The organism is Bradyrhizobium sp. LM2.9 (assembly GCF_054056555.1).
The window spans coordinates 1,363,559-1,389,863 of record NZ_JBSRYJ010000002.1 but is presented as its reverse complement, the minus strand read 5'-3'; the positions used below and the strand labels follow the sequence as shown (position 1 = coordinate 1,389,863).

20 protein-coding genes and 5 pseudogenes are annotated in these 26,305 nt (G+C 63.2%); 5 read left to right on the top strand and 20 right to left on the bottom strand.

What is annotated here, in order from left to right; all coding sequences use genetic code 11:
• Positions 1–6: 6 nt before the first annotated feature.
• On the bottom strand, positions 7–918 hold the full coding sequence (gene rnz, locus ACVWW3_RS07900; protein ID WP_456650399.1) for a ribonuclease Z: 912 nt from the start codon (positions 916–918) through the stop codon (positions 7–9).
• A 433-nt stretch (positions 919–1,351) separates the two neighbouring features.
• Between rnz and ACVWW3_RS07895 the strand changes: the two are divergent.
• Positions 1,352–1,566, top strand: a pseudogene (locus ACVWW3_RS07895) (amidase); the annotation flags it as partial.
• Positions 1,567–1,760: 194 nt separating this feature from the next.
• Here the strand turns inward: ACVWW3_RS07895 and ACVWW3_RS07890 are convergent.
• The 3 genes from ACVWW3_RS07890 to ACVWW3_RS07880 form a co-directional block, all read right to left on the bottom strand.
• Positions 1,761–2,966, bottom strand: a complete 1,206-nt coding sequence (locus tag ACVWW3_RS07890; RefSeq protein WP_456650400.1) for a calcium-binding protein — start codon at positions 2,964–2,966, stop codon at positions 1,761–1,763.
• Positions 2,967–3,203: 237 nt separating this feature from the next.
• Positions 3,204–4,406 (bottom strand): calcium-binding protein, encoded by a 1,203-nt coding sequence (locus tag ACVWW3_RS07885; RefSeq protein ID WP_456650401.1) that lies wholly within the window; start codon positions 4,404–4,406, stop codon positions 3,204–3,206.
• Between the two features lie 272 nt (positions 4,407–4,678).
• Positions 4,679–5,284: a TetR/AcrR family transcriptional regulator gene (locus tag ACVWW3_RS07880; RefSeq protein ID WP_247345715.1), complete on the bottom strand. Its 606-nt coding sequence runs from the start codon at positions 5,282–5,284 to the stop codon at positions 4,679–4,681.
• Positions 5,285–5,484: 200 nt separating this feature from the next.
• On the opposite strand from ACVWW3_RS07880, the pseudogene ACVWW3_RS07875 reads away from it, so the two are divergent.
• A pseudogene (locus tag ACVWW3_RS07875) lies at positions 5,485–6,742 on the top strand (efflux RND transporter periplasmic adaptor subunit).
• Positions 6,743–6,895: 153 nt separating this feature from the next.
• Positions 6,896–10,084, top strand: a complete 3,189-nt coding sequence (locus ACVWW3_RS07870; RefSeq protein WP_456650402.1) for an efflux RND transporter permease subunit — start codon at positions 6,896–6,898, stop codon at positions 10,082–10,084.
• On the opposite strand, the gene ACVWW3_RS07865 is transcribed toward ACVWW3_RS07870, so the two are convergent.
• From ACVWW3_RS07865 to ACVWW3_RS07795, 15 genes and pseudogenes are all read right to left on the bottom strand, one after another.
• Positions 10,081–10,809 carry a sulfite exporter TauE/SafE family protein gene (locus ACVWW3_RS07865; protein WP_456650403.1) on the bottom strand — a complete coding sequence of 243 codons (729 nt, stop codon included), beginning with the start codon at positions 10,807–10,809 and terminating at the stop codon, positions 10,081–10,083. The two genes, ACVWW3_RS07870 and ACVWW3_RS07865, sit on opposite strands and share 4 nt — an antisense overlap.
• 14 nt (positions 10,810–10,823) lie before the next feature.
• Positions 10,824–11,000: a hypothetical protein gene (locus tag ACVWW3_RS07860; RefSeq protein WP_456650404.1), complete on the bottom strand. Its 177-nt coding sequence runs from the start codon at positions 10,998–11,000 to the stop codon at positions 10,824–10,826.
• A complete protein-coding gene (locus tag ACVWW3_RS07855) occupies positions 10,993–11,250 on the bottom strand; it encodes a hypothetical protein (protein WP_456650405.1) in 258 nt (85 codons plus the stop codon). Before ACVWW3_RS07855 ends, ACVWW3_RS07860 begins: the two co-directional genes overlap by 8 nt.
• Before the next feature lie 230 nt (positions 11,251–11,480).
• Positions 11,481–12,599 (bottom strand): helix-turn-helix transcriptional regulator, encoded by a 1,119-nt coding sequence (locus tag ACVWW3_RS07850; protein WP_456650406.1) that lies wholly within the window; start codon positions 12,597–12,599, stop codon positions 11,481–11,483.
• Positions 12,600–12,711: 112 nt separating this feature from the next.
• Complete coding sequence (locus ACVWW3_RS07845) at positions 12,712–13,830, bottom strand: helix-turn-helix transcriptional regulator (RefSeq protein WP_456650407.1); 1,119 nt, start codon at positions 13,828–13,830, stop codon at positions 12,712–12,714.
• A 445-nt stretch (positions 13,831–14,275) separates the two neighbouring features.
• Positions 14,276–14,525 (bottom strand): annotated as a pseudogene (locus tag ACVWW3_RS07840) (DUF6894 family protein).
• 162 nt (positions 14,526–14,687) lie between these two features.
• Positions 14,688–15,659: an AraC family transcriptional regulator gene (locus ACVWW3_RS07835; protein WP_354103763.1), complete on the bottom strand. Its 972-nt coding sequence runs from the start codon at positions 15,657–15,659 to the stop codon at positions 14,688–14,690.
• A gap of 220 nt (positions 15,660–15,879) precedes the next feature.
• Entirely contained in the window at positions 15,880–17,037 is a 1,158-nt protein-coding gene (locus tag ACVWW3_RS07830) for a helix-turn-helix transcriptional regulator (protein ID WP_354103764.1), read from the bottom strand.
• A 292-nt stretch (positions 17,038–17,329) separates the two neighbouring features.
• Positions 17,330–17,842 (bottom strand): hypothetical protein, encoded by a 513-nt coding sequence (locus tag ACVWW3_RS07825; protein ID WP_247345677.1) that lies wholly within the window; start codon positions 17,840–17,842, stop codon positions 17,330–17,332.
• A gap of 92 nt (positions 17,843–17,934) precedes the next feature.
• Positions 17,935–18,381 (bottom strand): MaoC family dehydratase, encoded by a 447-nt coding sequence (locus tag ACVWW3_RS07820; RefSeq protein ID WP_247345672.1) that lies wholly within the window; start codon positions 18,379–18,381, stop codon positions 17,935–17,937.
• A 380-nt stretch (positions 18,382–18,761) separates the two neighbouring features.
• On the bottom strand, positions 18,762–19,184 hold the full coding sequence (locus ACVWW3_RS07815; RefSeq protein WP_247345670.1) for a hypothetical protein: 423 nt from the start codon (positions 19,182–19,184) through the stop codon (positions 18,762–18,764).
• Positions 19,185–19,196: 12 nt separating this feature from the next.
• The gene (locus ACVWW3_RS07810) at positions 19,197–19,418 is read right to left on the bottom strand and encodes a hypothetical protein (RefSeq protein WP_247345667.1); all 222 of its coding nucleotides are present in this window, start codon (positions 19,416–19,418) and stop codon (positions 19,197–19,199) included.
• A gap of 109 nt (positions 19,419–19,527) precedes the next feature.
• A complete protein-coding gene (locus tag ACVWW3_RS07805; RefSeq protein ID WP_456650408.1) occupies positions 19,528–20,346 on the bottom strand; it encodes a lytic murein transglycosylase in 819 nt (272 codons plus the stop codon).
• A 129-nt stretch (positions 20,347–20,475) separates the two neighbouring features.
• Positions 20,476–21,282 (bottom strand): shikimate dehydrogenase family protein, encoded by an 807-nt coding sequence (locus ACVWW3_RS07800; protein ID WP_456650409.1) that lies wholly within the window; start codon positions 21,280–21,282, stop codon positions 20,476–20,478.
• Positions 21,279–23,148: pseudogene (locus tag ACVWW3_RS07795) on the bottom strand (flavin-containing monooxygenase). Before ACVWW3_RS07795 ends, ACVWW3_RS07800 begins: the two are co-directional and overlap by 4 nt.
• A 174-nt stretch (positions 23,149–23,322) precedes the next feature.
• On the opposite strand from ACVWW3_RS07795, the pseudogene ACVWW3_RS07790 reads away from it, so the two are divergent.
• Positions 23,323–24,949, top strand: a pseudogene (locus tag ACVWW3_RS07790) (long-chain fatty acid--CoA ligase).
• Positions 24,950–25,029: 80 nt separating this feature from the next.
• On the top strand, positions 25,030–25,866 hold the full coding sequence (locus ACVWW3_RS07785; protein WP_456650412.1) for a glycoside hydrolase family 172 protein: 837 nt from the start codon (positions 25,030–25,032) through the stop codon (positions 25,864–25,866).
• Here ACVWW3_RS07785 and ACVWW3_RS07780 read toward each other — a convergent pair.
• Entirely contained in the window at positions 25,769–26,302 is a 534-nt protein-coding gene (locus ACVWW3_RS07780; RefSeq protein WP_354046673.1) for a porin, read from the bottom strand. The two genes, ACVWW3_RS07785 and ACVWW3_RS07780, sit on opposite strands and share 98 nt — an antisense overlap.
• Between the last annotated feature and the right edge of the window lie 3 nt (positions 26,303–26,305).

The window sequence follows — 26,305 nt, the reverse complement described above, 5'->3', positions numbered from 1 at the left end:
GTGACGTCAAGCCGGTGAGATGACGATGTGGTCGAAGTCGGCGGCGATCCGCGTGTTCGGAAAGATCCTAGTCGCCTCGGCCAATAGCTCTTCGTCCCGATAGCGCCCCGACATGTGATTCAGCACGAGTTGGCCGACGTTGTTCGCGGCAGCAAATGAAGCCGCCCCTGCGGCGGTGAGATGGCCATAGTCCCGCGCGGTCGAGGCGTCGCGATCGAGGAACGTCGCTTCGATCACCAGCACATCTGCGTCAGCGACGTATCGTGACAGCCCATCGGTGGTTTCGGTGTCGCCGATCACGACGAGTTTCTTGCCGCCGCTCGGCGACCCCAGGACGTCTTCGGGATCGATGGTTCGATCGGCGATCGCGACAGGCCGTCCTGCGGCCAACTCTCCGCGCAGCGGCCCATCCGGCACACCGAAAGCTGCGAGGCGATCGGGCTGAAGGTGGCGACGGGTGGGACCCTTGAAGGAGAAGCCAAAGCTGTCGGTGTCGCGGTGGCGGACCGGAAAGCAATCGACGGTGAAGTCGCCGGCATCGATGACCTGTCCTTCGGTCAGCGGCGCGAATTCCACCGGGATCGGCGCCCTGCCCGCGCCCCACAGGCCCGAGAGCATGCGGACGACGATGTCGAGCGTACCCTGCCCTGCATGGACGGTCATCACGTCGGAGTTCTGGCGTAACCCCAGCGTCGAGAACAGACCGGGGATGCCGAGCACGTGATCGAGATGGGCGTGCGTCAGCAGGATGCGGTCAAGCCGCCGAAAGCCGGCGCCGCTGCGCAGCAACTGGCGCTGCGTGCCCTCGCCGCAATCGACCAGGATGCGCTTGCCCGCTGCCTCGACCAGGAGGGCCGGATGGTTGCGCTCCGCCGACGGAACGCTGGCCGAGGTCCCAAGGAATGTCAGGGCGAACATGCTCGTCAGTGTCCAGGCTTCACCGCCCCCAATGCCACGCGAGCAGCAGCGCGTACAGGCCATCGATTCAGCATGGAGCGCCGTTCCCCACGGGAGCTCGATAAAAAAACGCGAAAACAACCCCATGCACAGTACAAATCAGCACAAATCATTGAAGAATTTCGCACCCCATTGCGCGACCCCCGCGAGCGAAGGCGGTTTGACTCGTCGGGCAAAACAGGCGCAGAATTGTACGATCCCAGATTATGAATCCGCAAGTCGCGCCGCCGCCATTGCCGGTTCGAAAGGCACGTCCGACCGCGACCATGTCCCGCCGACGGACGAGCAGATCTGGTTTCCGTTGCGCGGCCTCCTCATTCCATTCCCCAAATTGCATGTTCGATACCAGGATCGATTTGCAGCCGAACGAACATCGACACGGCGATGCGAGACAATGGAGATCGTGATGCAACCAGGACTGGCCGCAGATGCCACTGATTGGAACTACAGTTCGATCAGCACCCTGCTGAGCGCCAGGCGCGCAAGATTTCTGCGTCGGAGTTGCTCGCGCACACGATCGCGCGCATCGAGGCAGTGGACGGGCGGATCAATGCCGTCATCGTTTGTGATTTCGATCGCGCAAGAGACGCTGCGCGTGCCGCCGATGCCAACGGAAGACGCCGTGCGTCGGCCATTGAACGATTGGCCGCATGGGGGCCGACGCCGGCAGCAGGCTGAGCGGCCCGCCGCCGGTGTCAGCGGACGAGTGGCGCGTGCTGAGGGGATCTCCAGGACGAGGAAGTGTAACCCGCATCTCGCCCCGCTGTAGGCGGGGCAAGATGGTTGCTCCCGGAGCAACTCGCTCAGATGAGGAAGTCGGTCGGGTGCAGGCTGGCGGCGTGAACACCGTCCAGCGTGATGGTGTCGCTCGCCGACAGATGAATCACGGCATCGCCGGCGGTATCATCGCTGATCAGGCTCGACAGCGCCGTCCAGTCCGCAAACCCATAATCACCCACATTGATCAGGTCGTGCTCGGTCGCGGTGCTGCCGACCGCCTTGTTGCCTTGATCGAAGTCAGTGATGAGGTCATTACCGGATCCGGTGTTGAAGACGAAGGTGTCGCTGTTTCCTCCGCCCGAAAGCTCGTCATTGCCGGTGCCGCCGTTGAGGATATCCCTGCCGCCGGTGATCGAGCCCGGCGTCGCGGGGTTATAGACCTTCGCATCGCCATACAGGAAATCGTTGGTCGCTCCGCCGGTGAGGATATCGTTGCCGCCATCAGCATTGCCGGACATGGTCGGAGCATCGCCGTAGAGCGCTGGGTTCGTAAGCTGGAGGGTGTCAGGGCCACCGGTCTTGAGGGTGAGAATGTCATCTCCCCCTTGGGCATTGTCGGTCAGTGAGGTCGCCGAATCTCCGTACGCAAATCCGCCGGTCCAGACAATGTTGGCGCCGAAGGTGAAGGTGATGTTGTCGTTACCGCCAATGGCATCGCCGCTGATGGAGCCGATAGCATCGCCGCTGGCTATCGCTGAGCCCTCCATGGTGTTCAGACTGATGTCGAGCGTGTCATTGCCGCCCTGCGCCGTACCGCTCATGGAACCGCCGGCATCGCCGGCGTACACATTGTCGTAGTCTCGCCAACCCACCGCGCCGATGATGGTGTCACTGCCGCCGTGCGAACTGCCCGACATGTCGCCAGCGACATCGCCGAAAGCATGCACGTTGGTGTACATCGAGCCGTTCTCGACATCGATGGTGTCGTTGCCGCCCCTGGCGTCGTCGGTCATCGCCTGGGCGTCGCCGACCACGAGGGCGGCGTTCCAGCCATAGTTGAAATTGACCGTGAGCGTGTCGTTGCCGCCGTGGGACTGGCCATGTAGAGTCGTGTTGTCGTCGCCGAAGATCGTGACCTCTGCTTCGGGCTGGGTGATCGTTGCGGTCACGCTGTCGTTGCCGCCCCAGGTGTCGGTAGCGGTCGGAAAGTTGGGATCTCCGTTAACGGTTTCGATTTGACCAAACTGGTCGAGCAGGACGTCGATGGTGTCGTTCGGCAGATGTTGCATGGCGTAACTCCCAGTTCATTGTCGGAAGCGGGTTGACGCCGGCAAACTTCTTGCGCGACGCGCTGTGACCACGCTTCACCGTGACCAATCTACTTTCGATAGACGGCGGAAATTTGCAGGAATCCGGGATAGAGTTTGATTGCGATGGAGATTGGTGGAGCTCGTCGGCGTGCCGTCGCAATCCCGATGTCGCCCGGCGCTTTGCGGAGCAACACCGCCGCTTTTGATTCAACTTCGTCAGATGATGAAGTCGGTCGGATGCAGGCTCGCGGCATGGACGCCGTCGAGCGTGACCGAATCGTTGGCGGAGAGATGGATCACGGCATCGCCGGCGGCGTTGTCGCGGATCAGGCTCGACAGTGCGGTCCAGTCTGCAAAGCCGTAGTTCTGTACGTCGATCAAGTCATGTTCCACCGCCGTGCTGCCGATGGCCTTGTTGCCCTGATCGAAGTCGACGATCGTGTCGTTGCCGGAGCCGGTGTTGAAGGTGAAGAAGTCGCTGTTTCCCCCTCCCCACATCCGGTCGTCGCCGGCTCCGCCGTTCAGCGTATCGATGCCGCCGGTGATCGAGCCTGGTGTCGCCGGTTCATAGATTCGCGCGTCGCCATACATGAAATCGCGGCCCGCGCCGCCATTGAGGATGTCGTTGCCGCCATGGGAATTGCCCACCATGGTGGACGCATCGCCATACATCTGCGAAACGGCATTCGTGTACTGTCCGTCGAGCTTGGCGGTGAGCACATCGTCGCCGCCCTGGGCGAAATCCATCAGGGATTCCGCCGAATCCCCGAACAAGGTTCCGCCTGAGATGGCGCTGTCGCCGTTCAAGGTTATGGTCAAGTTGTCGTTGCCGCCATGCGCGAGACCCCTCAGGGAACCAATGGCGTCACCGCTTACAGTCGCCCCTCCGTCCATCGTGAGCACGCTGACATCGAGTATGTCGTTGCCGCCGCGCGAGGTGTCTATCATGGAACCGCCGGTGTCGCCGGCAAACAGGTTGGCGCCGCCGCGCCACGCGACCGAGCCGGTAATGTCGTCATTGCCGCCTTGCGCGTTGCCCGACATGTCGCCAGCGGCATCGCCGAAGGCCGAGACCGTCGTATAGACGGTGCGGCCGGCATCCGCGACGATGGTGTCATTGCCGCCCTTGGTGTCGTCGATCATCGCCTGGGTATCTCCCACCACGAGGGCGGTATTCCAGCCGCCACCGATGTCCGCGATGAGCGTGTCGTTTCCGCCTTGCGAGTGACCAAGCAACATCGTGTGGTCATCGCCGAAGATCGTGAGTTTTGCATTGAGCGCGGCGACCGTCGCCGTCACGGTGTCGTTGCCGCCCCAGACGTCCTTGGCTGCGGGAAAGCCGGGGTCTCCGTACACGGTCTTGATTTGACCAAACTGGTCGAGCAGGACGTCGAAGGTATCGTTCGGCAGATGCTGCATGGCGTAACTCCCATTTCATCGTCGGAAGCGGGCCCTGACGCCTGCAGAACTTCTTGCAAGACGCGTTGTTGACCACGCTTCACCGGGAGCAATCTACCTTTGGTAGATGGCAGAGATTTGCAGGAATTCGGGAGAGAGTTTGATCGCATGCGTGGAACCGCGGCGGCAATCTCGTCGAATTGCTCGAACGCGAATTCGGCGGCTTCGTCCCGCCACCACCGCTGCCTGCTACGCAATCCGCGAGATGAGTGAGGCCGCGACGCGGGCAGACATCACTTTCCGTCGGCCGACTGCGCTTCGACCGCCTGCACGGCGACACTCGCTACCTGCTGCAACGCCTCGCGGTCGGAGCCCGAAGACGCCATCACGCCCATGCCGACGGACACCGCCGAGACATAGCGCGCGAGCGCGGCAGGATCTGAGGTCGGCTTGAGGTCGCCTTCGGCCTTGGCGCGAACAAAACGGTCGCGGAGCTGGTCTTCGTTCTGGGCGCGACGGGTGGCGAGCTCGAAGGGGACGCTTTCTGATCCAGTGCCGCAGGCGATGCCGCCTTGCACAAGCAGGCAGCCCGGCGGATTGGCGGGATCGGTCTGCCTGTCGGCGATGCCCGTCAGCATCCGCTCGGCGACCTCGCGGGCGGTCGGCGCTGCCACCACCTCGTCCATCCAGACGCCGCGCAGTTTGGTGTAGCGGTCGAGCGCGGCTTTCAGCAGGCCCTCTTTGTTGCCGAAACAAGCGTAAAGGCTCGGAGGATTGATGCCCATGGCCTCGGTGAGCTGGGCAATCGTGGCGCCCTCATAGCCATGGCGCCAAAACACTTCCATCGCCTGGTCCAACGCCGTCTCGGCGTCGAATTCGCGGGGGCGTCCCATGCCCATGTGCCTGTTCTCCTCGGAATTCGCGGTCTGCCGGAGGCTAACGCCAAATCCTATCTAGTTGTTCTAGCTTTATTTTCCTGCCGTCTTCCAATTCTTGCGGTAGGCCGCTACAATTTTCTTAGTGAATGGTACATAAGTATCTTGCACTGCGGCATCCAGCTCCACATCTGTAGCGAACACTACATATCTGGAGCGCGCAAATGCATCCCTCCCAAAATTCTGCCCAAAATACCGTCCGCACCGGCCGTTTTCGCCGCCTCCTTGGCGGCGTCGCCATCGTGGGCGCCCTCGCCGTAGCCGGCTCGATCGCGACCGGCCACTACTTCCGTTCAGCCCAGGCGACGGCAACGGCCGCCGCGGCCGAGCAAGCCGTCTCCGTCACCGTCGCGATGATCGAGCCGCGGCAGACCGTGCTGTGGGACGACTTTTCCGGCCGTCTGGAGGCCATCAACCGCGTCGAGCTTCGCCCGCGTGTGGCAGGCGCGATCATGTCGACCAACTTCACCGAAGGCACGCTGGTGAAGGCCGGTGACATCCTGTTCAAGATCGACCCGGCGCCTTACGCAGCAGAGGTCGACAAGGCCAACGCGCAGCTCGAGGCGGCGAAAGCCCGCGTCGTGTTCACCCAGAGTGAGCTCGAGCGCGGCGCGCAGCTCGTCGGCAACGCCGTGGTCACGCGGCGCGACTACGACCAGCGTGAGAACGCCAACCGCGAAGCCATCGCCAACGTGAAGGCGGCTGAAGCAACGCTTCAGACCGCAAAGCTCAATCTCGACTACACCGAGGTGCGCGCCCCCGTGGATGGCCGCGTCGGCAAGATCGAAATCACCGTCGGCAATCTCGTCGCCGCCGGCACCGCCTCCCCGGTCCTGACCTCGCTGGTCTCGGTCAATCCGATCTACGCGTCGTTCGATGCGGATGAAGAGGTCGTGCTGCGTGCGCTGAACTCGATCGCGGATGCTTCCGGCCAGCGCGGCAAGCTCGACCAGATCCCGGTTGCGATGGCGACCTCGGGTGACTTGTCGGCGAAGGGCCACATCCAGCTCATCGACAACCAGGTCAACGGACCAGAGCGGCACTATCCGTGTCCGCGCGGTGTTTCAGAACGAGGACGGGCGTCTCATCCCCGGTCAGTTCGCCCGCGTGCGCATGGGCCAGCCGAAACAGCAGACGCTGGTGATGATCGACGAGCGCGCGATCGGCACCGACCAGGACAAGAAGTTCGTGATGGCGGTCGGCGACGACAGCCGTGCAGTCTACCGGCCGATCACGCTCGGCGGCTCCGTCGACGGCTTGCGTATCGTCACGGCGGGGCTGAAGACCGGCGACCGCATCATCGTCAACGGCCTGCAGCGCGTGCGGCCGGGTGCCCTGCTCAAGACGGAGATCGCGGCGATGGGTGCGCGCGGGCCGCAGCAGGCATCCAACCACAGCAACCAGGACGTCGTGCAGCGTTAGTGTTCTCCGTCATTCCGGAGCGCGCGGGCAGCGCGAACCGGAATGACGAAATCGTTGAACTACCAGGACATCAATTCTCAATTCCGGGTTCGCGGGCTTTGCCCGTGCCCCCTGGGATGACGGGAGAGTCGTCTCTCGCGCAGGGGCAAGGCCATGAATCTCTCAAAGTTCTTCATCGATCGTCCGATTTTCGCCGGCGTGCTGTCGGTCCTGATCTTCCTCGCCGGCCTGATCTCGCTGTTCGCGATGCCGATCTCGGAATACCCCGACGTCGTGCCGCCCTCGGTGCTGGTGCGTGCGACCTATCCCGGCGCCAATCCGAAGGTGATCGCGGAGACGGTAGCGACGCCAATCGAGGAGCAGATCAACGGCGTCGAGAACATGCTCTATATGTCGAGCCAGGCGACCACCGACGGCGCGATGACGCTGACGGTGACGTTTCGGCTCGGCACCGATCCTGACAAGGCGACGCAGCTGGTGCAGAACCGCGTGCAGCAGGCCGAGCCGCGCCTGCCCGCCGTGGTGCGCCAGCTCGGCATCACCACCAAGAAGTCATCGCCCGACCTCACCATGGTCGTGCATCTGCTGTCTCCGAACAACCGCTACGACATGACGTATTTGCGCAACTACGCCGTGCTCAACGTCAAGGACCGGCTGGCGCGGATCGACGGCGTCGGCGACGTCCAGCTCTACGGCGCCGGCGATTATTCGATGCGGATCTGGGTCGATCCGCAGAAGGCCGCCGAGCACGGCCTGACCGCAAGCGATATCGTCAAGTCGATCCAGGCGCAGAACGTCGAGGCCGCCGCCGGCGTGGTCGGCTCTTCCCCCAACGTCAAGGGCATCGACCTGCAACTCTCCGTCAACGCCGAAGGGCGGCTTGCGAACGAGGAGCAGTTCGGCGACATCGTGGTCAAGACCGGCACCCATGGCGAGGTGGTGCGGCTGCGCGACGTGGCGCGCATCGAGCTCGGCGCCTCCCAATACGGCCTGCGTTCACTGCTCGACAACAAGCAGGCGGTGGCGATCCCGATCTTCCAGGCGCCCGGCTCCAATGCGCTCGAGATTTCCGACCACGTTCGCGCCACCATGGCCGAGATCAAGAAGAACATGCCGGAAGGCGTGTCGTACCAGATCGTCTACGACCCCACCCAGTTCGTGCGCTCCTCGATCGAGGCTGTGATCCACACGCTGCTGGAGGCGATCGCGCTGGTGGTGCTGGTGGTGATCCTGTTCCTCCAGACCTGGCGCGCCTCGATCATTCCGCTGCTGGCGGTGCCCGTGTCGATCGTCGGCACCTTCGCGGTGATGCACGTGTTCGGGTTCTCCATCAACGCGCTCAGCCTGTTCGGCCTGGTGCTCGCGATCGGCATCGTCGTCGACGACGCCATCGTCGTGGTCGAAAACGTCGAGCGCAACATCGAGGGCGGATTGTCGCCGCGCGATGCGACCTATCAGGCGATGCGTGAGGTGTCCGGCCCGATCATCGCGATCGCGATGGTGCTGATCGCCGTGTTCGTGCCGCTCGCCTTCATCTCCGGCCTCACCGGGCAGTTCTACAAGCAGTTCGCGCTGACGATCGCGATCTCGACCGTGATCTCCGCGGTCAACTCGCTGACACTGTCGCCGGCGCTGTCGGCCTTGCTGCTTAGGGGTCACGACGAGCCTAAGGACCGGCTGACGATCATCATGGAAAAGGGCCTCGGCTGGTTCTTCCGCGGCTTCAACAAAGCGTTCACACGCTCGTCGGAGAATTACAGCGGCACCGTCACCAAAGTGATCTCAGGCAAGGCCGCCGTGATGGGCCTCTATGTGGTCCTGGTCGGCGTGACTGCCTTGCTATTCCAGCAGGTCCCGAGCGGCTTCGTGCCGGGTCAGGACAAGCAATATCTGGTCGGCTTCTCGCGTCTGCCTGATGGTGCAACGCTCGACCGCACCGAAGACGTGATCCGCAAGATGAGCGACATCGCCCTGACCCAGCCCGGTGTCGAGAGCTCGGTGGCATTCCCGGGCCTGTCGATCTCGGGCTTCACCAACTCCTCCAACGCCGGCATCGTGTTCTCGACGCTGAAGCCGTTCGAGGAGCGCAAAGGTGCATCGCTGAGCGGAAATGCAATCGCCGCCGACCTCAACAAGAAGTACGCCGGGATCCAGGAAGCCTTCATCGCCATGTTCCCGCCGCCGCCGGTCAACGGGCTCGGCACCATTGGCGGCTTCAAGCTGCAGATCGAGGATCGCGCCGGTCTCGGCTACGAGGCTCTGAACGAGGCGACCAACTCGTTCGTGGCCGCGATGCAGAAGGCGCCGGAGATCGCCGGTGTGTTCTCGAGCTTCCAGGTCAACGTGCCCCAGCTCTTCGCCGACATCGACCGCACCAAGGCGCTCCAGCTCGGCGTGCCCGTGACGGAGGTGTTCAACACGCTCCAGATCTACCTCGGTTCCTACTACGTCAACGACTTCAACAAGTTCGGCCGCACCTATTCGGTCTATGTCCAGGCCGATGCGCCGTTCCGCGCGCGGGCCGACGACATCAGGCAGCTGAAGGTGCGCTCGTCCTCCGGCGACATGGTGCCGCTGTCGGCGCTCATGACTATCCGCCAGAGCGCAGGCCCTGAACGCGCGATCCGCTACAACGGCTTCCTATCCTCCGACATCAACGCGGCGGCTGCGCCCGGATTCTCTTCCGGTCAGGCGCAGGAAGTCGCGACGCGGATTGCGGCGGAGACATTGCCGCCCGGCTTTGCCTTCGAATGGACCGACCTGACCTATCAGGAGTTCATCGCCGGCAATTCCGGCCTCTGGGTGTTCCCGCTGGCGATCCTGCTGGTGTTCCTGGTGCTGGCCGCGCTCTATGAGAGCCTGACCTTGCCGCTCTCGATCATCATGATCGTGCCGATGGGCCTGCTGGCCGCGATGTTCGGCGTCTGGATCTCCAAGGGCGACAACAACGTCTTCACCCAGATCGGCTTGATCGTGCTGGTGGGACTCTCGGCCAAGAACGCGATCCTGGTCGTCGAATTCGCGCGCGAGCTCGAATTCGCAGGCCGCACGCCGATCCGGGCTGCAATCGAGGCGAGTCGCTTACGACTGCGCCCGATCCTGATGACGTCGATGGCGTTCATCATGGGCGTCCTGCCACTGGTGCTCTCGACCGGCGCGGGCTCGGAGATGCGGCGTGCCATGGGCGTCGCCGTGTTCTCCGGGATGATCGGCGTTACCGTGTTCGGCCTGTTCCTGACACCGGTGTTCTACGTGCTGCTGCGGACCGTTACCGGCATGAAGCCGCTGACGCATCACGGCAGCGACACCAGCGCGTCGCCGGTGCAAACCGTCGGGCACTAGACCAGGGAAATCCCCGAGAGCAACAACAGCACGAGCACGGTCTTGCGAAAGACCGTCTCGTTGACCCTGTGGAAGGCGATCACGCCGAGCGCGGAACCTGCGAACAGCGCCGGCAGGCTGACCGCGAGGTCGACGAAGACTTTTGACGAGAGGCCCTGGTGTCCGACCAGCAGGACGATCGCGAAGAGCTGCATTACGGCGATAAACGGTTGCACCAGCCCGCGCTGCTCGCTCTTGGGCATGCCGCGCATGTCGCACCAGATCGTCGGGATCGCGCCGGGCATCGCGGTCAGCCCGCCGACCAGCCCTCCTCCAAACCCGATCAAAGCGACCCAATGCCGCCCGACCGCCGCGCCGGCCGTCACCAGTGTCGGCCGCAGCAGCATGTAAGCGGCATAGAGCGCGACGATGAGGCCGAAGCCGCGCCGGAGCAGATGCGTGTCCGCGGACTGCAACAGCGAGACCGCGATGGGAACGCCGATCAATCCGCCGACGATCAGCATCAGACTGCCCTCCCAGCGGATGTTGCGCCGAAGTGCCCACAGATTGGTGGCCTGCACGCCAATACTGCACGCCATCATCAGCGGCACGGCTTCGAGCGGCTGAAACACCCGAAGCAAAATGGCACCCGCCACCGCCGAGAAGGCAAAACCGGAGAGCCCGGAGACGAAGGCACCGGCGAACACGGCAACGCTGAGCAGCAACAGAGTGGTGACATCAGGCACAATGCACCCTCCGGTCAGTCGTAGGGAATTTGCGAGACAGGGACATCGGCGCTCTCGGTGCAAACGGCTGGCTCGAGTGGAATCGACGGATGCGCGTAAGCGCAAGATCGCTCCAGCACCGCGAGGCCGACCAGTTGGAGAGCGACGAGCGCCGCGGTCAGCGCGATCGCGACGATGCTGACGTTACGCACGCTCGAGTTCGGGGTGGCCGGTCGTGCGCTCGCGCGGATCAACTCCGTTGGCATTTTCAAAAATATCCTCTTCACGGGAGACGGGAATAATTTCATTCAAACACGGCGCTTCGTGCGGCTGCTGCAGCAGGTGGCGATAGCGCCATAACACGCGCTGCGCGTCGATTTCGCGCTGCGCGCGGAATGCCTCGCCTATGCGGGCGACAATATCGCGAAACCTGCTTGTCAGAATTGGTGACGCCGTTCGCATGACACTCTCCTCTCAACCTGCACGCGAGGTTGACGGAATTTCACTCCCGCTTGCAGTGAGTTGCTTCACACAAATGTCTGATACGTCGAACAACAGATCGTGTGACCTCTAGTAGAAGACAACGCAAAAACTCGCGTCATTCGATCGAACGACGCGCGATAACTTTCTAATGATGCTTCTGATTGAACCTATTGCGAGCTGCGGCGACTCGCCTGCGCCTTGAGCGCGTCTCAGTGCACGAGCGGATTGGAGAATCCAGCTGCGAGCTTGACGAGATCGGCCTGACGGGAAACGCCGGTCTTGGCGAACACGCGATGCAGATGTGTCTTCACCGTCGTCTCCGCGATGCCGAGCGCAACCGCCGTCTCCGGGACACCGCCGACATCGACGATCGACTGCAGGACCCTGAGTTCTGCAGGAGTAAGTTCGAAGGTGCGGTCGATGAGGCCGGCAGATGAGCGGCCGTCGAGTTCCGCTTTCCAGATGAACAAGGCGCCCACGGCGGAACTGCGCTCAGCCGCACCTTCGCGCAGCAGCGACGGCAGCGCCATGACGTGCGCGACATAGTAGGAACCGTCATGCGACATCAGCGGAATTTTCCGCCCCGCAGAGGCCGCCAACGCGACCTCGCCCGTGTCACGGAAGATATCGCGCAGGGCCGAATTTACAGCGGGGGATCTCGCCACCAGCCGGCCCGCGATAGACCGCAGGACATCATCGACACCAAGGATCGTCTCCGCGGCCGGATTGCTATGGACGATATGACACGCCGAATCGAGCAGGATCACGCCGGCATTCAACTGGTCCACGACGTCGGCGAGCGCGATCGCGCGCTGCTGCTTCCGCTCGATCGCCCGGTTGATAAGCAGCGCCCGGCTCGCATGCGGAACCAGGAACTGGATCCGCGCCCGCTGCTCGGCGTCGAGCATCTCCCTGCCCGGGATCACGGTCATCAGCATCGGACACGGCGACTTCGACTGCTCCAGCACCACGTTCGCGACATCGATGCAGCCCTGGGGGCGCAGCCATTCCTGATAGAAGCGGCCGCGGCGGTATTCGTCGAAATCCACGAGATCGGGAATGTTGCGCACCTCGCCATAGCGCGGAAGCCGCGCAAGCGGGTCGTATTGAGCGTAGGTCTCGGCATAGAGCCGAATGTAGTGCGGATCGACCCCGCAGTAATAATGCGTCGCGCCTGATTTGCTGACCGGGTCCTTTGAAATCAGACCGCAGGCCTGGCTGCCGATGAAGGCATTGAGCTTGACAACGACATCGCTCCACAACTCCGGATTGAGACCGGCATCATAGATGGTCTCGATCAACTCGGACGGTTTTGGAGGTCGGGGCATCGGAACAGCCAATGGTGACACATGGAGATGGCGAAATGCTCTTCGTGCCCGCCGGCCATTGTGAGTCTATCACGGGAGCGAAAGGTTCAACCCTGAAGGCACAATTGGCAGCTTAGTTGACGAGCGGCTTGGAGAACCCCGCCGCAAGCTTGACGAGATCGGCCTGACGCGAAACGCCCGTCTTGGCGAACACGCGATGCAGATGCGTCTTCGCCGTCGTTTCTGCGATACCGAGCGCAACCGCCGTCTCCGGGATGCCACCGACCTCGACGATCGACAGGAACACGCGCAGCTCGGCCGGCGTGAGATCGAACGTCCGCGCGACCAGTTCGCCATAGGACTGTCCGCCAAACGACACCTTGCGCAGCAGCAGCGCGCCGACGGCATCGACCACCCGCTCGCTGCCGTCCCGCAGCACGGACGACAGCGGCAGGATGTGCGCAACGTAGCGCTCGCCGCCAGGTGAAAGCAGCGGAAACGCATGGTCCGTTGCAGCCAGCAGCGCAATTTCATTGCGGGTCGCGAACGCTTCCCGCAGCGTCCGGTTGGCCTCCGCACTGCTGGTCACGAGTTGCCCGGCAACGGATCGAACCAGATCGTCGGCCGCGAGCAAGGCGCGCCCCGCGGAATTCGCGTGCACCACCCGGCAGAACGCATCGAGCAGAAAGACGCCGCAGGCAAGATTGTCCAGGACCTCCGCGAACGCGGTCGCCAGCGTCAGTTGCGAGGTCATGGCGCGGTTGATCAGCGACGCGCGGCTGGCGTGCGGCACGATCAGCGTGAGCCGCTGCTTCATCACCGGATCCACCATCCGGCGGCCCGACAGCACCGTCATCATCACCGGGCAACTCGCATTCGAATTCTCGAGCACGACGTTGGCCGCATCGCTGCAGCCCTGCGGCTTCATCCATTCCTGGTAAAAGCGCCCTCTCCGATATACGTCGAAATTGACGAGATCGGGAATGCTGGCGATCTGGCCGTGCGGAGGCAGGACCGTGAGCGGATCGAACTTCGAATGCGTCTCGGAATAGAGCTGGATGTAGTGTGGGTCCGCTCCGCAATAATAGTGCGTGACGCCGAACTTGCTGATCGAATCTTTGGAAAACAACCCGCAGGCCTGCCCGCCGACGAAGTCGCGGATGCCGGTGACGACGTTATTCCACAGCGAGGGATCGAGCCCGGCATCGTAGATGGCCTCGACCAGTTCGGCTAATTTCCGCGGTCCGTGCATGGCTATAAATGGCCTGAGCGATCAATATCACCAAGCGTACCACAGCCCAAACATGCGGCATCCTCCGATCGGAGGACGCGCCGGCCGGGCGGATGGATGGAGCCCGGCCGGCGGGCGTCGCGCTCAAGCCGCCGGGGCTAATGCCGGCTCAGAACGCGACGCGAACGCCACCTTTCGCGGTGCCGGTGCGGCTCTGGTCGGACATCATCATGCCCTCGACCGCGCCGGCTTCGGCCAGACGTATTGATGTTGATGGCTCCGTTGAAGTTGACGAAGGTCGGTAGCGCGACGGAGTTCAACGATGACACCTTCGTGTTCGGCGCGACGAGATTGACATTGATGGTCGCATTTGACTTGGACGGAGGCGACCGGACCCCGGCTCACAACGAACAGAATCCGTTTCGTCAGCCACTGCTGCACAGTTGCGACACTGCCGCCAAAGGCACTACGCTTGGTCCCAGCCGGCCTTCTCCGCATTCTCCGACCAGACCGCGGCGCGGTAGATCTCGCGCCCGCTATTGTCCCCTGACGCAGATCCAGGCGTCGCGATCGCGCAGATCGTCGCGCCACACAAAGAGATGGCTTGCCATCTCGTTGGCCACCACGAATGTTGTTTCGGCGCATTCGAACACCATGCCGCTAGGGTCGATTTTCACGATATTGCCGACCAGAAGGTCGAAGAAAAAACGGCGCATTCAACACTCCGGCTGCCGACGCCGCGCGCAACGCTGCATCATGATCTACTCCGCGCGCCAGAACACGTAGTCGGCCGAATACGGCGCGCTGCGATAAGCCCCGGCCTGTTCGCAAGAACCGCGCACCATGTGTGGTGATGCGCTGAAATCAGTCGCGCGCGGTCACGGCATGTCGCCGCTCCTGACGTCGCTGGGCGTAGCGCCATAAGTTCGACGGAAGCAGCGGTTGAAATAAGAGAGATCCCCGAAGCCGACATCGTAGGCGATCGAGCTCACCGTCCGCTCGGCATATCCGGGTTCCCGCAGCATGCGATGGGCGCGCTTGACGCGCTGGTCGATCAGGAAGGAGGAGAACGTCTTGCCGTCGGCCTCGAAAAGGCGCTGGAGATAGCGCGGCGTCACGCCGAGCTCCTGTGCAACCGTGGCCACCGACAGGTCCTGCCGCCAGCAATTGTTGGAGATGGAGACCTTCGCCTTCTGGAGTCGAGCCCCCTTGACGCCGCGCCGTCCGGCCAGTTCACGCGTCTCATGGGGCGCACCGAGCACGAGCGCCAGAAGATCGTGCAGATGTCCGACCCCCAGCTGCCGCAGATTGGGCGTCGCGAAGACTTTCTCCCGCACCAGCGTCACCGCGTAGTCGACCAGCAATCGAAGCCCCGTCGAGCTCCCCGGCATGACACGCATCACGACATCATCGACGTCCACGATCATCGGCGCCAGCACACGTCTCGGCACACGCAGCGAGAAGCAGCTGCCCAGCGACACCCGCTCGAACGTGGTGACGTCCTCCGCGCTGGTCAGGACCGCCTCTCCTGGGTGAAGGTTCAAATCGTGTCCTCGCTCGGATATCCCAAGCACGCCGGATCGATTCACGATCAGGGCGAAGCTGTCGTCGCCATCGGCCACGAGCTGCTTGGTGCGGATGACTCGCGCTCCGCACAATCCTCCGATCAACAGCTGGGCTTCCGGCAAGACGTGAGACGTGAAGCTCGCCGCGGCCGGCTTTCCGTCCCTTGCCTCGACCTCCGCCTTCAACACCCCGCGGCAGTAAAAATCGCGAAGTAGCGGGATGCGCTCGTTTTCGGGAATATCGTTGGTTGAAACATCGAGAACGGAAAAATCAAATTGGCTCACTGCAATCCCTCCCAACCGACGAGCAGGTCCGGCCACACGCTGTCGTTTCCTCACACGCGCGTTCGATGCCGTCGCGCGGCGCTTGCTGCTCGTCACTTTTATGGAGCGCGATATACGAAAGTATCAGATGGCGCGCGTCCTGCATTCGGAGGACCCGCGAGCCTGACTCATCACAATGGATTGAGATCGCTGCGCGTAACAACGAAGCGTGTGAAATGGATCACACGGCGTCTTCACCGCCGTTCGTTCGCCGCGCGAACGGAACGGCAAAGCCGGCTGCGATCTTGACCAGATCAGCCTGCCTGCCTGCGCCTGTCTTTTCGAACAGGCGGCCGAGATGTGTCTTCACCGTCGTCTCGGCGATGCCGAGCTTTGCCGCAATGTCGGGAACTCCGCCAATCTCGACGATGGCCATCAGCACGCGCAGTTCGGACGGCGTCAGCCTGAAGGCCACTGCGATCGCATCGGCTGCGAGCCATGGCGTCGTCGAGGCCTTTTGAACGAAGAGCGCCGTGGCGGCAACATCTCGCGATAGACTGCGATCCCGCTTCAGGGGAAAAGCTTGGAGCAGATAGTGCTGTCCATCGACCGACGTCGCAAGCTCGATCTGTCGGCGAGCAGCGGAAAGAATTTCGCTGTCTGCATCGATTTCGCACAGGCTGCGGAATATTTTGTCGGCCTGGGTGTTGCGGGCCACGATCCGGTCGCCGACGAGTGCCAGCAGATTGGCATCGGCGAACAGCCGGCGGCATGCTGCGTTGGCGTGCATGACCCGTCCGTCTGCGTCGAGCAGGCAAACCGCCGTGCTCAACCCGTCGAGGACATCGGCAAGGTCGTCTACGGTATGCGAGCGCGCCCTGATCTGCCGGCCCATGATTCTGGAACGCTGAAGGTGCGGGGCAAGCAGCCGCATACGCTCACGCATCGGCTCGTCGACTGTTCCGCGGGACCGGTGGCGCAACACCTGCAGGATCGTGGTGCGCGCGGCCGACTTTTCGAGCGCCACGGCTGCAAGGTCTATCGCTCCTTGCGGCTCCACCCACTCGCGGTAGAAGCTCGTTGCCATAAAATCCGCATGAGGCATGACGTCGGTCACGCCGATCGTCTGCTCGGCCGCGAGCGTGAGATGACGATCAATCAGGGGGTCGAGCTCGACATATCGGTCGCGATAAAGCTGACGGAAGCGGGATTCGGTCCCGAAATGCTGATGAATCTCGATCGAGAGCCCGGCTGAATCCCTGGAGAGGATGGTCGCGGCACACCCGCCAACGTAATGGGAGACCTGTTCCAGCGCCCCGCTGCGCAGCGCGGGCTCGACTGCCGCGTCGTAGATCTCGCCGAGCAGAGACGAGAACCGATTTGCCTGGAGGATCGTCATCGGCCGGACGACGCAATCTGCGTGTTGCCTGCGCGCGCGCGAGAGAGCGAGAACCGGGAACTGGCGGAGGAGACGCGCCGGTCAATCGCCGCCTTCGACGATGGGAAAACATTGCAACAAAATGCTGGAATATCGAACATCGTCCTTGCGTAACGTCAACCGCAGGATGCGGCTTGGACGTTTTCGCCAAAGACTAGGATAAATGCGAACAGCGGGCGGACTGTGTGCGATGAGTCACGCGCCGGCGCGCACCGCAAGATTTTGTCGCGGCCGATCCTGCTGGCTCCGGCAATTACTTCCGATTCTCCTCGCAGAATTTCAGCGCCGCCAGCGCTTCGCCGGCCCGCGGGATCTGCATCTCGATGCTGTCGTCGTCATCGTCCTCAAAATCGACCGAGAGGCGCTTTGCCTTCGAGAGCCGGTCCATCATCGACTGATCGTATTCGAAGATGCCGCGCACGGTGGTCTTGTCCATGACCTCCCACTTCGCCTTCTTCATGATATCGGCGTCATCGGTGCCGACGTCGGCCCGGAGTATCTCGCCGACCTTGTCCCACTCCCAGCCGTCGTAGATCATCACCATCACGATGGCCTTCTCGGAATAGGTGATCACGATGACGTAGTCGCGATTCTCGTCTTCCTTGTCCTTGTAGCCGCGGCTCGCATTGCAATGCGCGTCCTGCGTACGCTTTTCGATGTTCCAGTCGCCGACCTTGGATTGTTGCGCCTGCACCGGCCTTGCGGTCAAAGCGACCGCGCTCAAGGCGCCGGCCAGCACCCCGGCGGCGAGAAGGAATCGTTTCATGTCAGCCTCCAGCCTGTTCCCGGGCCAAGATGACCACCTCTGCCGACGGCTCGCAAGGGGTTCAGGCGCCTGTGTAGAGTGCGGCCCGTGCCCTACTCCCGACGCGGCACGATCGCGATCGGGGTAAAGGTGTAAACTTCCTCGCCGTTCTGGTTGAACATCGTCCATTTCACCAGCGCGATGCCCTGCGGCTTGGATTTCGACGGCGTCAGGCTCATGACCTCGCCGACCAGATGCAGGCGGTCATCGGGGCGCACCGGGATGGTCCAGCGCAGCCCGTCGACGCCCGCTCCGATCAGCGGATGCAGGCCGAAGGGGCGGGTCTGGATCGCGAGGTTCATGGCAATCGCGGCGGTGTGCCATCCCGAGGCGGCGAGGCCCTTGAACAGGGTCTCCTTGGCGGCCTCGTGGTCGAGGTGCATCGGCTGCGGATCGAACTCAGCCGCGAAACGCTTGATGTCGGCCTCGGTGACGTGAAATTCAGGGGATTTGAACTGCATTCCGATGGTGAGATCGTCGAACCACTCGACCCGCGCCATGATTTCGCCTCGCAATGTGATGCGCCGCTTCCGCGGCTAACAGGATTGAGGAAGAGCGGGATGTAGCGGCTCCGAAACGCACAAACCAGCCAAGGGGGGCCCACGAAACCCGTTTCCCGATACGACGAAACACGCCTGAAACAGATAGCCGGTTATTTAATGGTCAAAATCATACAGGGACGGCCGCCATGCAATTCTTACTCGACCTGATCTGGGATTATTCCTGCTGTCAGCACCTCGTCGCCCTGCCGCCGCAGGAGGACGAGCTATGATCGAGCTGATCTCGGCCCTGCTCGCCCTTTGCAGCGCCGGCGTTTTTGCCGCGCACGCGCTGGATGCCTATCGCACGACGCATTACTGAGCGGTTCGCCTTCCCGGCGCTAGAACGGCCGGCGGTAAAAGTGCTCCGAATGCGTTGCCGGCGGAAACCTGTTGGCGAGCGCCAATGCGCCCCTCTCGTCCGTCTCGAGCGCGATCTTCTGTGCGAGCATCACGTCCCCGGGGACGAGGAAGCCCGACGGGATGAAGCACCACCCCATCGTCGCAATTCCGGCCTCGTCGATCTCATGGACATTGGCGGCCGTGCCATAATGGATGCGATAGGTCTTACCGGTATCGCAGCCGACGACATCGAAATACCGGTATTGCTCGAACTGAGCGCGCTGCGCCGGTGACAGCCATTCGGCCATAAGCCGGCGGCCGCGGGCATCCGGCGTGTTCTCGCCGAAGAAACGCCGATAGAGTTCGCGTAGGGCATGCAGACGCGCACGCGCCGGCCCGCGGAGCCAGACTGCCGCGATCATGAGCAGCTCAAATCAACCGCCGACCAGGCGGGGATAGAACAGCGTTTCCTGCACGGCCGGGTCGAACGATCGGATTCGGGTGACTTCGCCGGGTCCGGTTCGCAGCGCGGCGGTGAAGCCTGCTCCGGTCAGCTCCCGAAAGCGCCGTTCGGCTCGCGCCAACGCTTCGGCATTGCCAGGATCAAACTCGTGGCGCGTGTCGCCAGTCTGGTCCATCACGATCTGGGTCGCCATGTTGAGTCTCCTCATGCCCAGCCCCGAACTGATCAAAGCAAACGTCGTGCTGTCGGTTCCTGATGGCAACAACTTTCTCGTGCTGGCGCATCACGGCTTGCTGAGCTGCTCAACGCGCGGCGGCTGCTCCTCCTCCCTCGTCGATCTGCCGTCCCATCAGGGCGATCGCCTTCTGATAGACGCCGGCAGCATTCCAGGCCTCGATGGCGACGAAATTCGCCTCACCCGGCTGGTAACCGGCTCCTGCGCGCCAGCCGTGCGCCTTGAGAAAATTTGCCGTCGAGTTCAGCGCATTGGCGGCAACTTCGAGATTGCCGGTGCCATAGGCCAGGATATTCTTGGGCATGAACTGGGTCTGGCCGACTTCGCCGTGCATCGAGCCGCGGGTTGCCCCGGTCAACGTCCCGCGATCGATCAGCTTCAGCGCCGAATAGAGCTGGTCGGTGAAGAATTCGGGACGGCGGCAGTCATAGGCGAGCGTCGCGATCGAGGAGAGCATGTTCTGGTTGCCGCGCTGGCTGCCGAAGCCGGTCTCCATGCCCCAAATCGCGATCAGCGGGCCCGGCGGGACGCCATAGCGCTGCTGGATCGAGGCGAACAAGGCGGCTTGCGATTGCTTGAGCTGGCGCCCCTTGGCAACGATGGTGGTGGCGCCGCGCTTGGCGAGGAACTGGTCGAGCGTCAGCGCGAAACTGCGCTGGCCGCGGTCGGCCGCGATGGTGGCACTGGCGTAATTGGTCTGCATCAATGCCGAGAGCGCGGTCTGGCCGACACCCTTGCCTTGCGCCTCCGCGCTGAACTCGCGCTTCCAGGCCTCAAAACCCGCCGACGAACTGCCGCATTGCGCGGCCTCGGCCACAGGCGCCAGCGAGAGAAGCAGCGCGGTAGCACCGATCACCGCCTTTGCAACGGTCCTGCCCTTGATCATTCCTCGTTCCTCTCACTTACGCTGCGCGACCCGGCTCGCGCGGACGCATGATCCTACGTCGGCCCTGATCGTCAAGCCCTAGAAGGGGCAACCGGTGCCGGCAAGGCCCTTTGACACCCGGGTGACCGCCTACCCCTGGCCGTTGTGACCGAGCAGGAAATCCACCATGATGCTCTGGTGCTGCTCGTACATGTCCGTGCCGGTTCCTGTCACGCCGCCAAGCTCTCGGGCCGCCGCGATGAAGGGCGAAACTTCCGGCTTGGTGATCACGCAGCCGCAATAGGCCGATGGCGCAAGCCGCGTGACATCGACCGGCAGCGGGTCGCCGTCCGTCATCCCGGCCGGTGTCGCATTGGCGACGAAGTCGAAGCCCGCGGGATCCGCGGTGCCGACCCGCACAGACGCCTTGCCGAGCCCGTTGAGCCGGCCGATCAACGCGTCGCGGCGCTCAGTTGCGCTGTCATGAATTGCGAGTTCGCTCACGCCGGACTCGACCAGCGCAAGTGCAATCGCCGACCCGGCGCCGCCGGCACCGACGAGAAGTGCCCGCATCCCCTTCGGATCGATCCCCTTCGCCCGCGCCGCTCCGACGAAGCCGAGACCGTCCACCATGTCGCCGTGCCAAGAACCGTCGGCGCGCCGGCGCATCAGGTTTACGGTGTGCAGGAAATGTGCGCGCTCCGTCGCACTCACGCAGGCCTCGTAGCAGGAAAATTTGTGCGGGATGGTCACGACGATGCCGTCGAGATTTTTCAGCCGCGTTGCCACGGAGAGGAAATCGGACAAATCCGCTGGTGCGACCTGAACCGGCACGAGAATGCCGTCGTGCCCCCCTGCGGCGAAGGCGGCGCTGACGCCTGCGGGCGAGCGCACCTGCGCAATGGGATCGCCGACAATGACATAGAGCCGCGTCGCGCCAGATGGTGCCGGGATCATGCCGTTCGAGCCGGAACCGTGGAGCGGTCCGCCTCTCCGGCAATTCCTTGGGTCAATTCCAACCCTGCCAAACTGCCCTCCTTGCGCCACTTGTCGAGTAGCCGCAAGAACGCCACCGGCCCGCGCCAATACTGGCTGTTTCTCGCGGCGATCGGATCGAACACGCCTTCATTGTTGTAATAGCCGGGCGTGCACTCCGCGAGATAGGCCTGGCGGCCGAGCGCGGCTTTGACGACCTCGTCGACCCAGGCATTCTCGGCGTCCAGCGTCGGCTCCAGCGTCCGGGCTTTGCGCTTGTGCGCCTCGGCGATCACATAGGCGATGTGCTTCGACTGCTCGTCGATGATGTGCGGGAAGTTGGCGCTCTGGCCGGCCTGCACCGTGACGATCTGGAAGCAGTTCGGGAAGCCGCGGCTGTAGAAGCCGTGCAGCGTCTTGACGCCGTCGCGCCAGCGCGCGGACAGGCTCACACCGTCGCGTCCATACACCTCAAAGCCCATGCGGCGGGCGTAGTCGGTGCCGACCTCGAAGCCGCTGGCATAGACCAGGCAGTCGAGCTCATAGGCCTTGCCGTCGACCACGACGCCATTCTCGGTGATGCGCTCGACGCCCTGCCCCCTGGTGTCGACGAGATGCACGTTGGGGCGATTGAAGGTGTCGAGATATTCGTCGTGGAAACACGGCCGCTTGCAGAACGCCTTGTACCAGGGCTTTAACGCCGAAGCAGTCGCCTCGTCCTTGACGATCGCATCGACGCGCGCCCGGATCTCTTCCATCTTGCGATAGTCGGCCTGCTCGATGACCTTGAGCGCCTGCTCGATCGAGGTCACCGGCTGCTTCTGCCGGCGCGGCGCCAGCAATATCTCGCCGAGCAGGCCGGTCCAGCCGTCCTGCACCAGATCCTGTTCGAACGGCTCGCCGGAGATCACCGCGGTGAAATTGTCCATGCGCTCGCGCTGCCAGCCAGGCTTGAGCCCCTGCGCCCAGCTCTGCTCCGTCGGACGGTCGCCGCGCACCCCGATCGCAGACGGCGTACGCTGGAAGACGTAGAGCTCTTTGGCGGAGCGGCCGAGATGCGGCACGCATTGCACGGCGGTGGCGCCGGTGCCGATGATGCCGACGCGTTTGTCGCCAAGTCCGGTCAGACCACCTTCGGCCGAGCCGCCGGTGTAGCCATAGTCCCAGCGGCTGGTGTGGAAGCTGTGTCCCCTGAAGCTTTCTATACCCGGAATGCCAGGCAGCTTCGGACGGCTCAGGGGGCCGCCGGCAAGGATGACGAAGCGCGCGCGGATGCGATCACCGCGATCGGTCTCGACCAACCAGCGCCCCTCCTGCTCCTGCCATTCCATGCGCGCGATGACAGTCTGAAACAGCGCCCGCCCATAGAGACCGAAGTGACGGCCGATGCGGCGCGAATGTTCGTAGATCTCGGGAGCCCGCGCATATTTGCGCACAGGCATGTAGCCGGTCTCTTCCAGCAGCGGCAGGTAGATGTAGCTCTCGGTATCGCAGGCCGCACCGGGGTAACGATTCCAGTACCAGGTGCCGCCGAAATCGGCGGCCTTTTCAACAGATCCGGAAATCATCGATGCCGGCCGCGCGCAGTCGCGCGCCGCAAAGCAGGCCGCCGAAGCCACCGCCGACGACGAGCACCTCGGTCTCTTCGCTGACAGCCTCGCGCGCAAATCCGGAATCGGCCCAGGGATCGTCGAGATAGCGCCCGAACTCGCGGGTCACCTCGACATATTGCGCTTTGCCCTCGGTGCGCAGGCGGCGATCGCGCTCGTCGCGATAGCGCGCACGGAGTGCGGCAACGTCGATTGTAGATTCGCCGGCTGCACCGGTCTTGTGTCTTTCCGCTGACATCCATTTCCTCCCCGGCGGACACTGCTTCGCCGGCAGCTCGCATCACTTAGCCCTGAAAAAGTGACGCATGCAATCACGTCCCTCGCTTTTTGCGTGAACGTCGCGTGGCGTTCCGCTAACCTCGAGCGCACATCACACGTACGCCATGCAACGACATGGCGGTCCGGAGGAACGATGCAGGGATTGATGATGGACATGCCGCTTCTGATCAGCGGCCTGATCCAGTATGCCGCGGATTATCACGGCGAGGCCGAGGTCGTCGCGCGCGAGATCGAGGGCGACATCCATCGCTACACCTATGCGGACGCCCATCCGCGCATCAAGCGCATGGCGCTGGCCTTGAAGCGGCTCGGCATGAAGGCCGGCGACCGCGTCGGCACGCTGGCGTGGAATACGCACCGTCACTTCGAGATGTTCTACGCCGCGCCGGGCATGGGCTATGTGCTGCACACCGTCAACCCGCGGCTGTTTCCCGAACAGCTCGTCTACATCGTCAATCACGCCGAGGACCGGCTGCTGTTCATCGACCGCGCTACGCTGCCGATCGTGGAGGCGATCGCGCCGCAGCTCGACTCGATCGAAGCCTATGTCGTGATGTCCTCGCGCGAGCGAATGCCGGAAACCAAGCTTGCCAACGTCCATTGCTACGAGGAGCTTCTGGGACGAGAGAACGACGCCGGCTTCGCCTGGCCGGAGTTCGACGAAAAAATCGGCATCCACGATCTGTTACACCTCGGGCACGACGGGCAATCCGAAGGGCGTGATCTATTCGCACCGCGCCGCGATCCTGCAGACCATGACCTGCTCCAGCTTCGACTTCCTGCCGGGCCATGTCGAAGGCGTGCGCGAGGTGATGATGCCGATGGCGCCGCTGTTCCACGGCAACGGCTGGAACATGCCGTTCACCGCGCCCTATACCGGATCGAAACTGGTGCTGCCTGGTCGCAATTACGAGCCGGACAAGCTCTACGAGCTGCTCGAAGGCGAGAAGGTGACGCTGTCGGCGGGCGTGCCGAGCTTCTGGCTGATCCTGCTCGACTGGCTCGGACGCACCGGCAACAGATTCTCGACATTGCGCGCAACGCTGTCGTCAGGCTCGGCGCCGCCGCGCGCCATGGTCGAGAAGCTCAAGCGCGACTACGACGTCGACTACATCCAGGCCTGGGGCATGACCGAGGCCCTGGGCTGCTCGATGCCGGGCCTGCGGCCGGGCTCCGAGCATCTCGGCGACAAGGAGAAATTTGACCGCCGCCAGGTGTCGGGTCGCGCCTGCTTCGGCACCGCGCTGCGCATCGTCGACGACGGTGGCACCGAGCTGCCGCGCGATGGCAAGAGTGTCGGCCATCTGCGCGCGCGGGGACCGTGGGTTGCCTCCGGCTACATGAAGCTCGACGAAGGCCTCGACAGCGACGGCTGGCTGATCACCGGCGACATGGCGGTGATCGATCCACAGGGCCACGTCACGCTGACCGACCGCTCCAAGGACGTGATCAAGTCCGGCGGCGAATGGATCTCATCGATCCAGCTCGAGGATGTCGCCTTGTCTCACCCCGATGTGTTGCAAGCCGCCGTGGTCGCGATCAACCACCAGAAATGGCAGGAGCGGCCTCTGCTCCTCGTCGTCCGCAAGAAGGGCGCGACCGTCGACGGCAAGGCTTTGCTCGATCACATGCGTCCGAAGATCGCGAGCTGGTGGATGCCTGACGCCGTCGAGTTCATGGACGAATTCCCGATGACCGGCACCGGCAAAGTACTCAAATCGGCGCTGCGCGAAAAATTCAGGGAATACCGCGTCGCATGACCTGACGCGCGATCGTGCGCGGACCCTTTCCGTGCGTGATCGTCTTCATCTTTTGGTGAATTCGGGGGCGATATATCGAGATGTCGCTAGCCCCTTATCGAGGACACCATGGCGTTTTCCGGATCGCCTACTTCCATGCGCAGTTCCGGCGCACCAATCCGCTGCCCTACAAGGAGGTCTACACCATCCTCGAAGGCATCAGCGGCCGCGGCCACTATGTTCGGACCTACATGGCCTGGGGCGTCAACAACAACGGCTGGTGGGGCGAAGGCGAGATCAAATTCTTCGTCGACGGCGACGGCGAATTCCCGACCATCTGCGGCACCGGCACCGAGGACTATATTTGCGGCGCCTATAATTTCGATCCCTATGTCGCGCATTCCGGCCAGGGGCCCGCGCAGCAATCGCGCTACCAGGAATTCACCACGCCCTATGCCGGCCTGCCGCAGGTGATCCGCCCCGACGGTGTCTACAAATCGCAGCAGCGGTTCGGCATGTACCGCTGGCACATCCCCGATCCCGTGCGCTTCCGCTCAGATCTGCGCGTGACGATCCAGGCGCTGGGCTGGCTGCCCGGCATCAAGAAGGCAAAGTATCTTCCGTTGCAGGACGACATCGCCTCGGTCGCGTTCTGGTATCAGACGCTTCCGCCCGCGCCGTTCCCGGAGCGGCCCGATCCTATCTCGAAATCGGCTAGCCGCCCTTCCCTGCGCTCGCAGGAGCAGCGCCACCCGGACGTCATGTCAATCGTCCGGGTGGCGTTCGCGTTACGGCTCTTCAGCGCCGGCCTACTTCGCGTTACGGCTCTTCAGCGCCGGCCTACCAGGAATACTGGAGACCGACTCGCCCAAGTGTCCGCACGTCGCTCCACGACTGCGCCGGGAGCGCCACGCCACTCTCCGTCGCCGTCCGGTTAGACGTCGACGTCAAGCTGCCGCGATCGAGACCGAACGCGATGCCCATGGTCAGTGACAGGTTTCCCTGGATCCTGATCATTCCAACGACACCGGCGGCATGCTGGCCGTCGAACACTGCCCAGTGCGTCGAGATCGCGTAGTTGGTCCCGGCGGGCAAGAACGGATTGACAAGCGAAGTTGCCATCGCCGTTCCCGTCGCTGCACGGGTTATCTGGCGTGCAAGATCGAACTGGCTCTGCACGGCCTGCTGCGCGTTCGTACAGGTGTCGGTCCCCGGTATGTAGAAAAAGCCGGCACCGTAGATTGAGCAGACCTTTTCGTACTCGACCGCAGCATGGCCCAGCGTCGGGATCGCCAGAACCAGGGCCGCGGCCGCGAGAATCGCGCGCAGGTGACGTCCGAAAGCGCATCGCGCCGCCTTCATTTGCTTCCACATGGT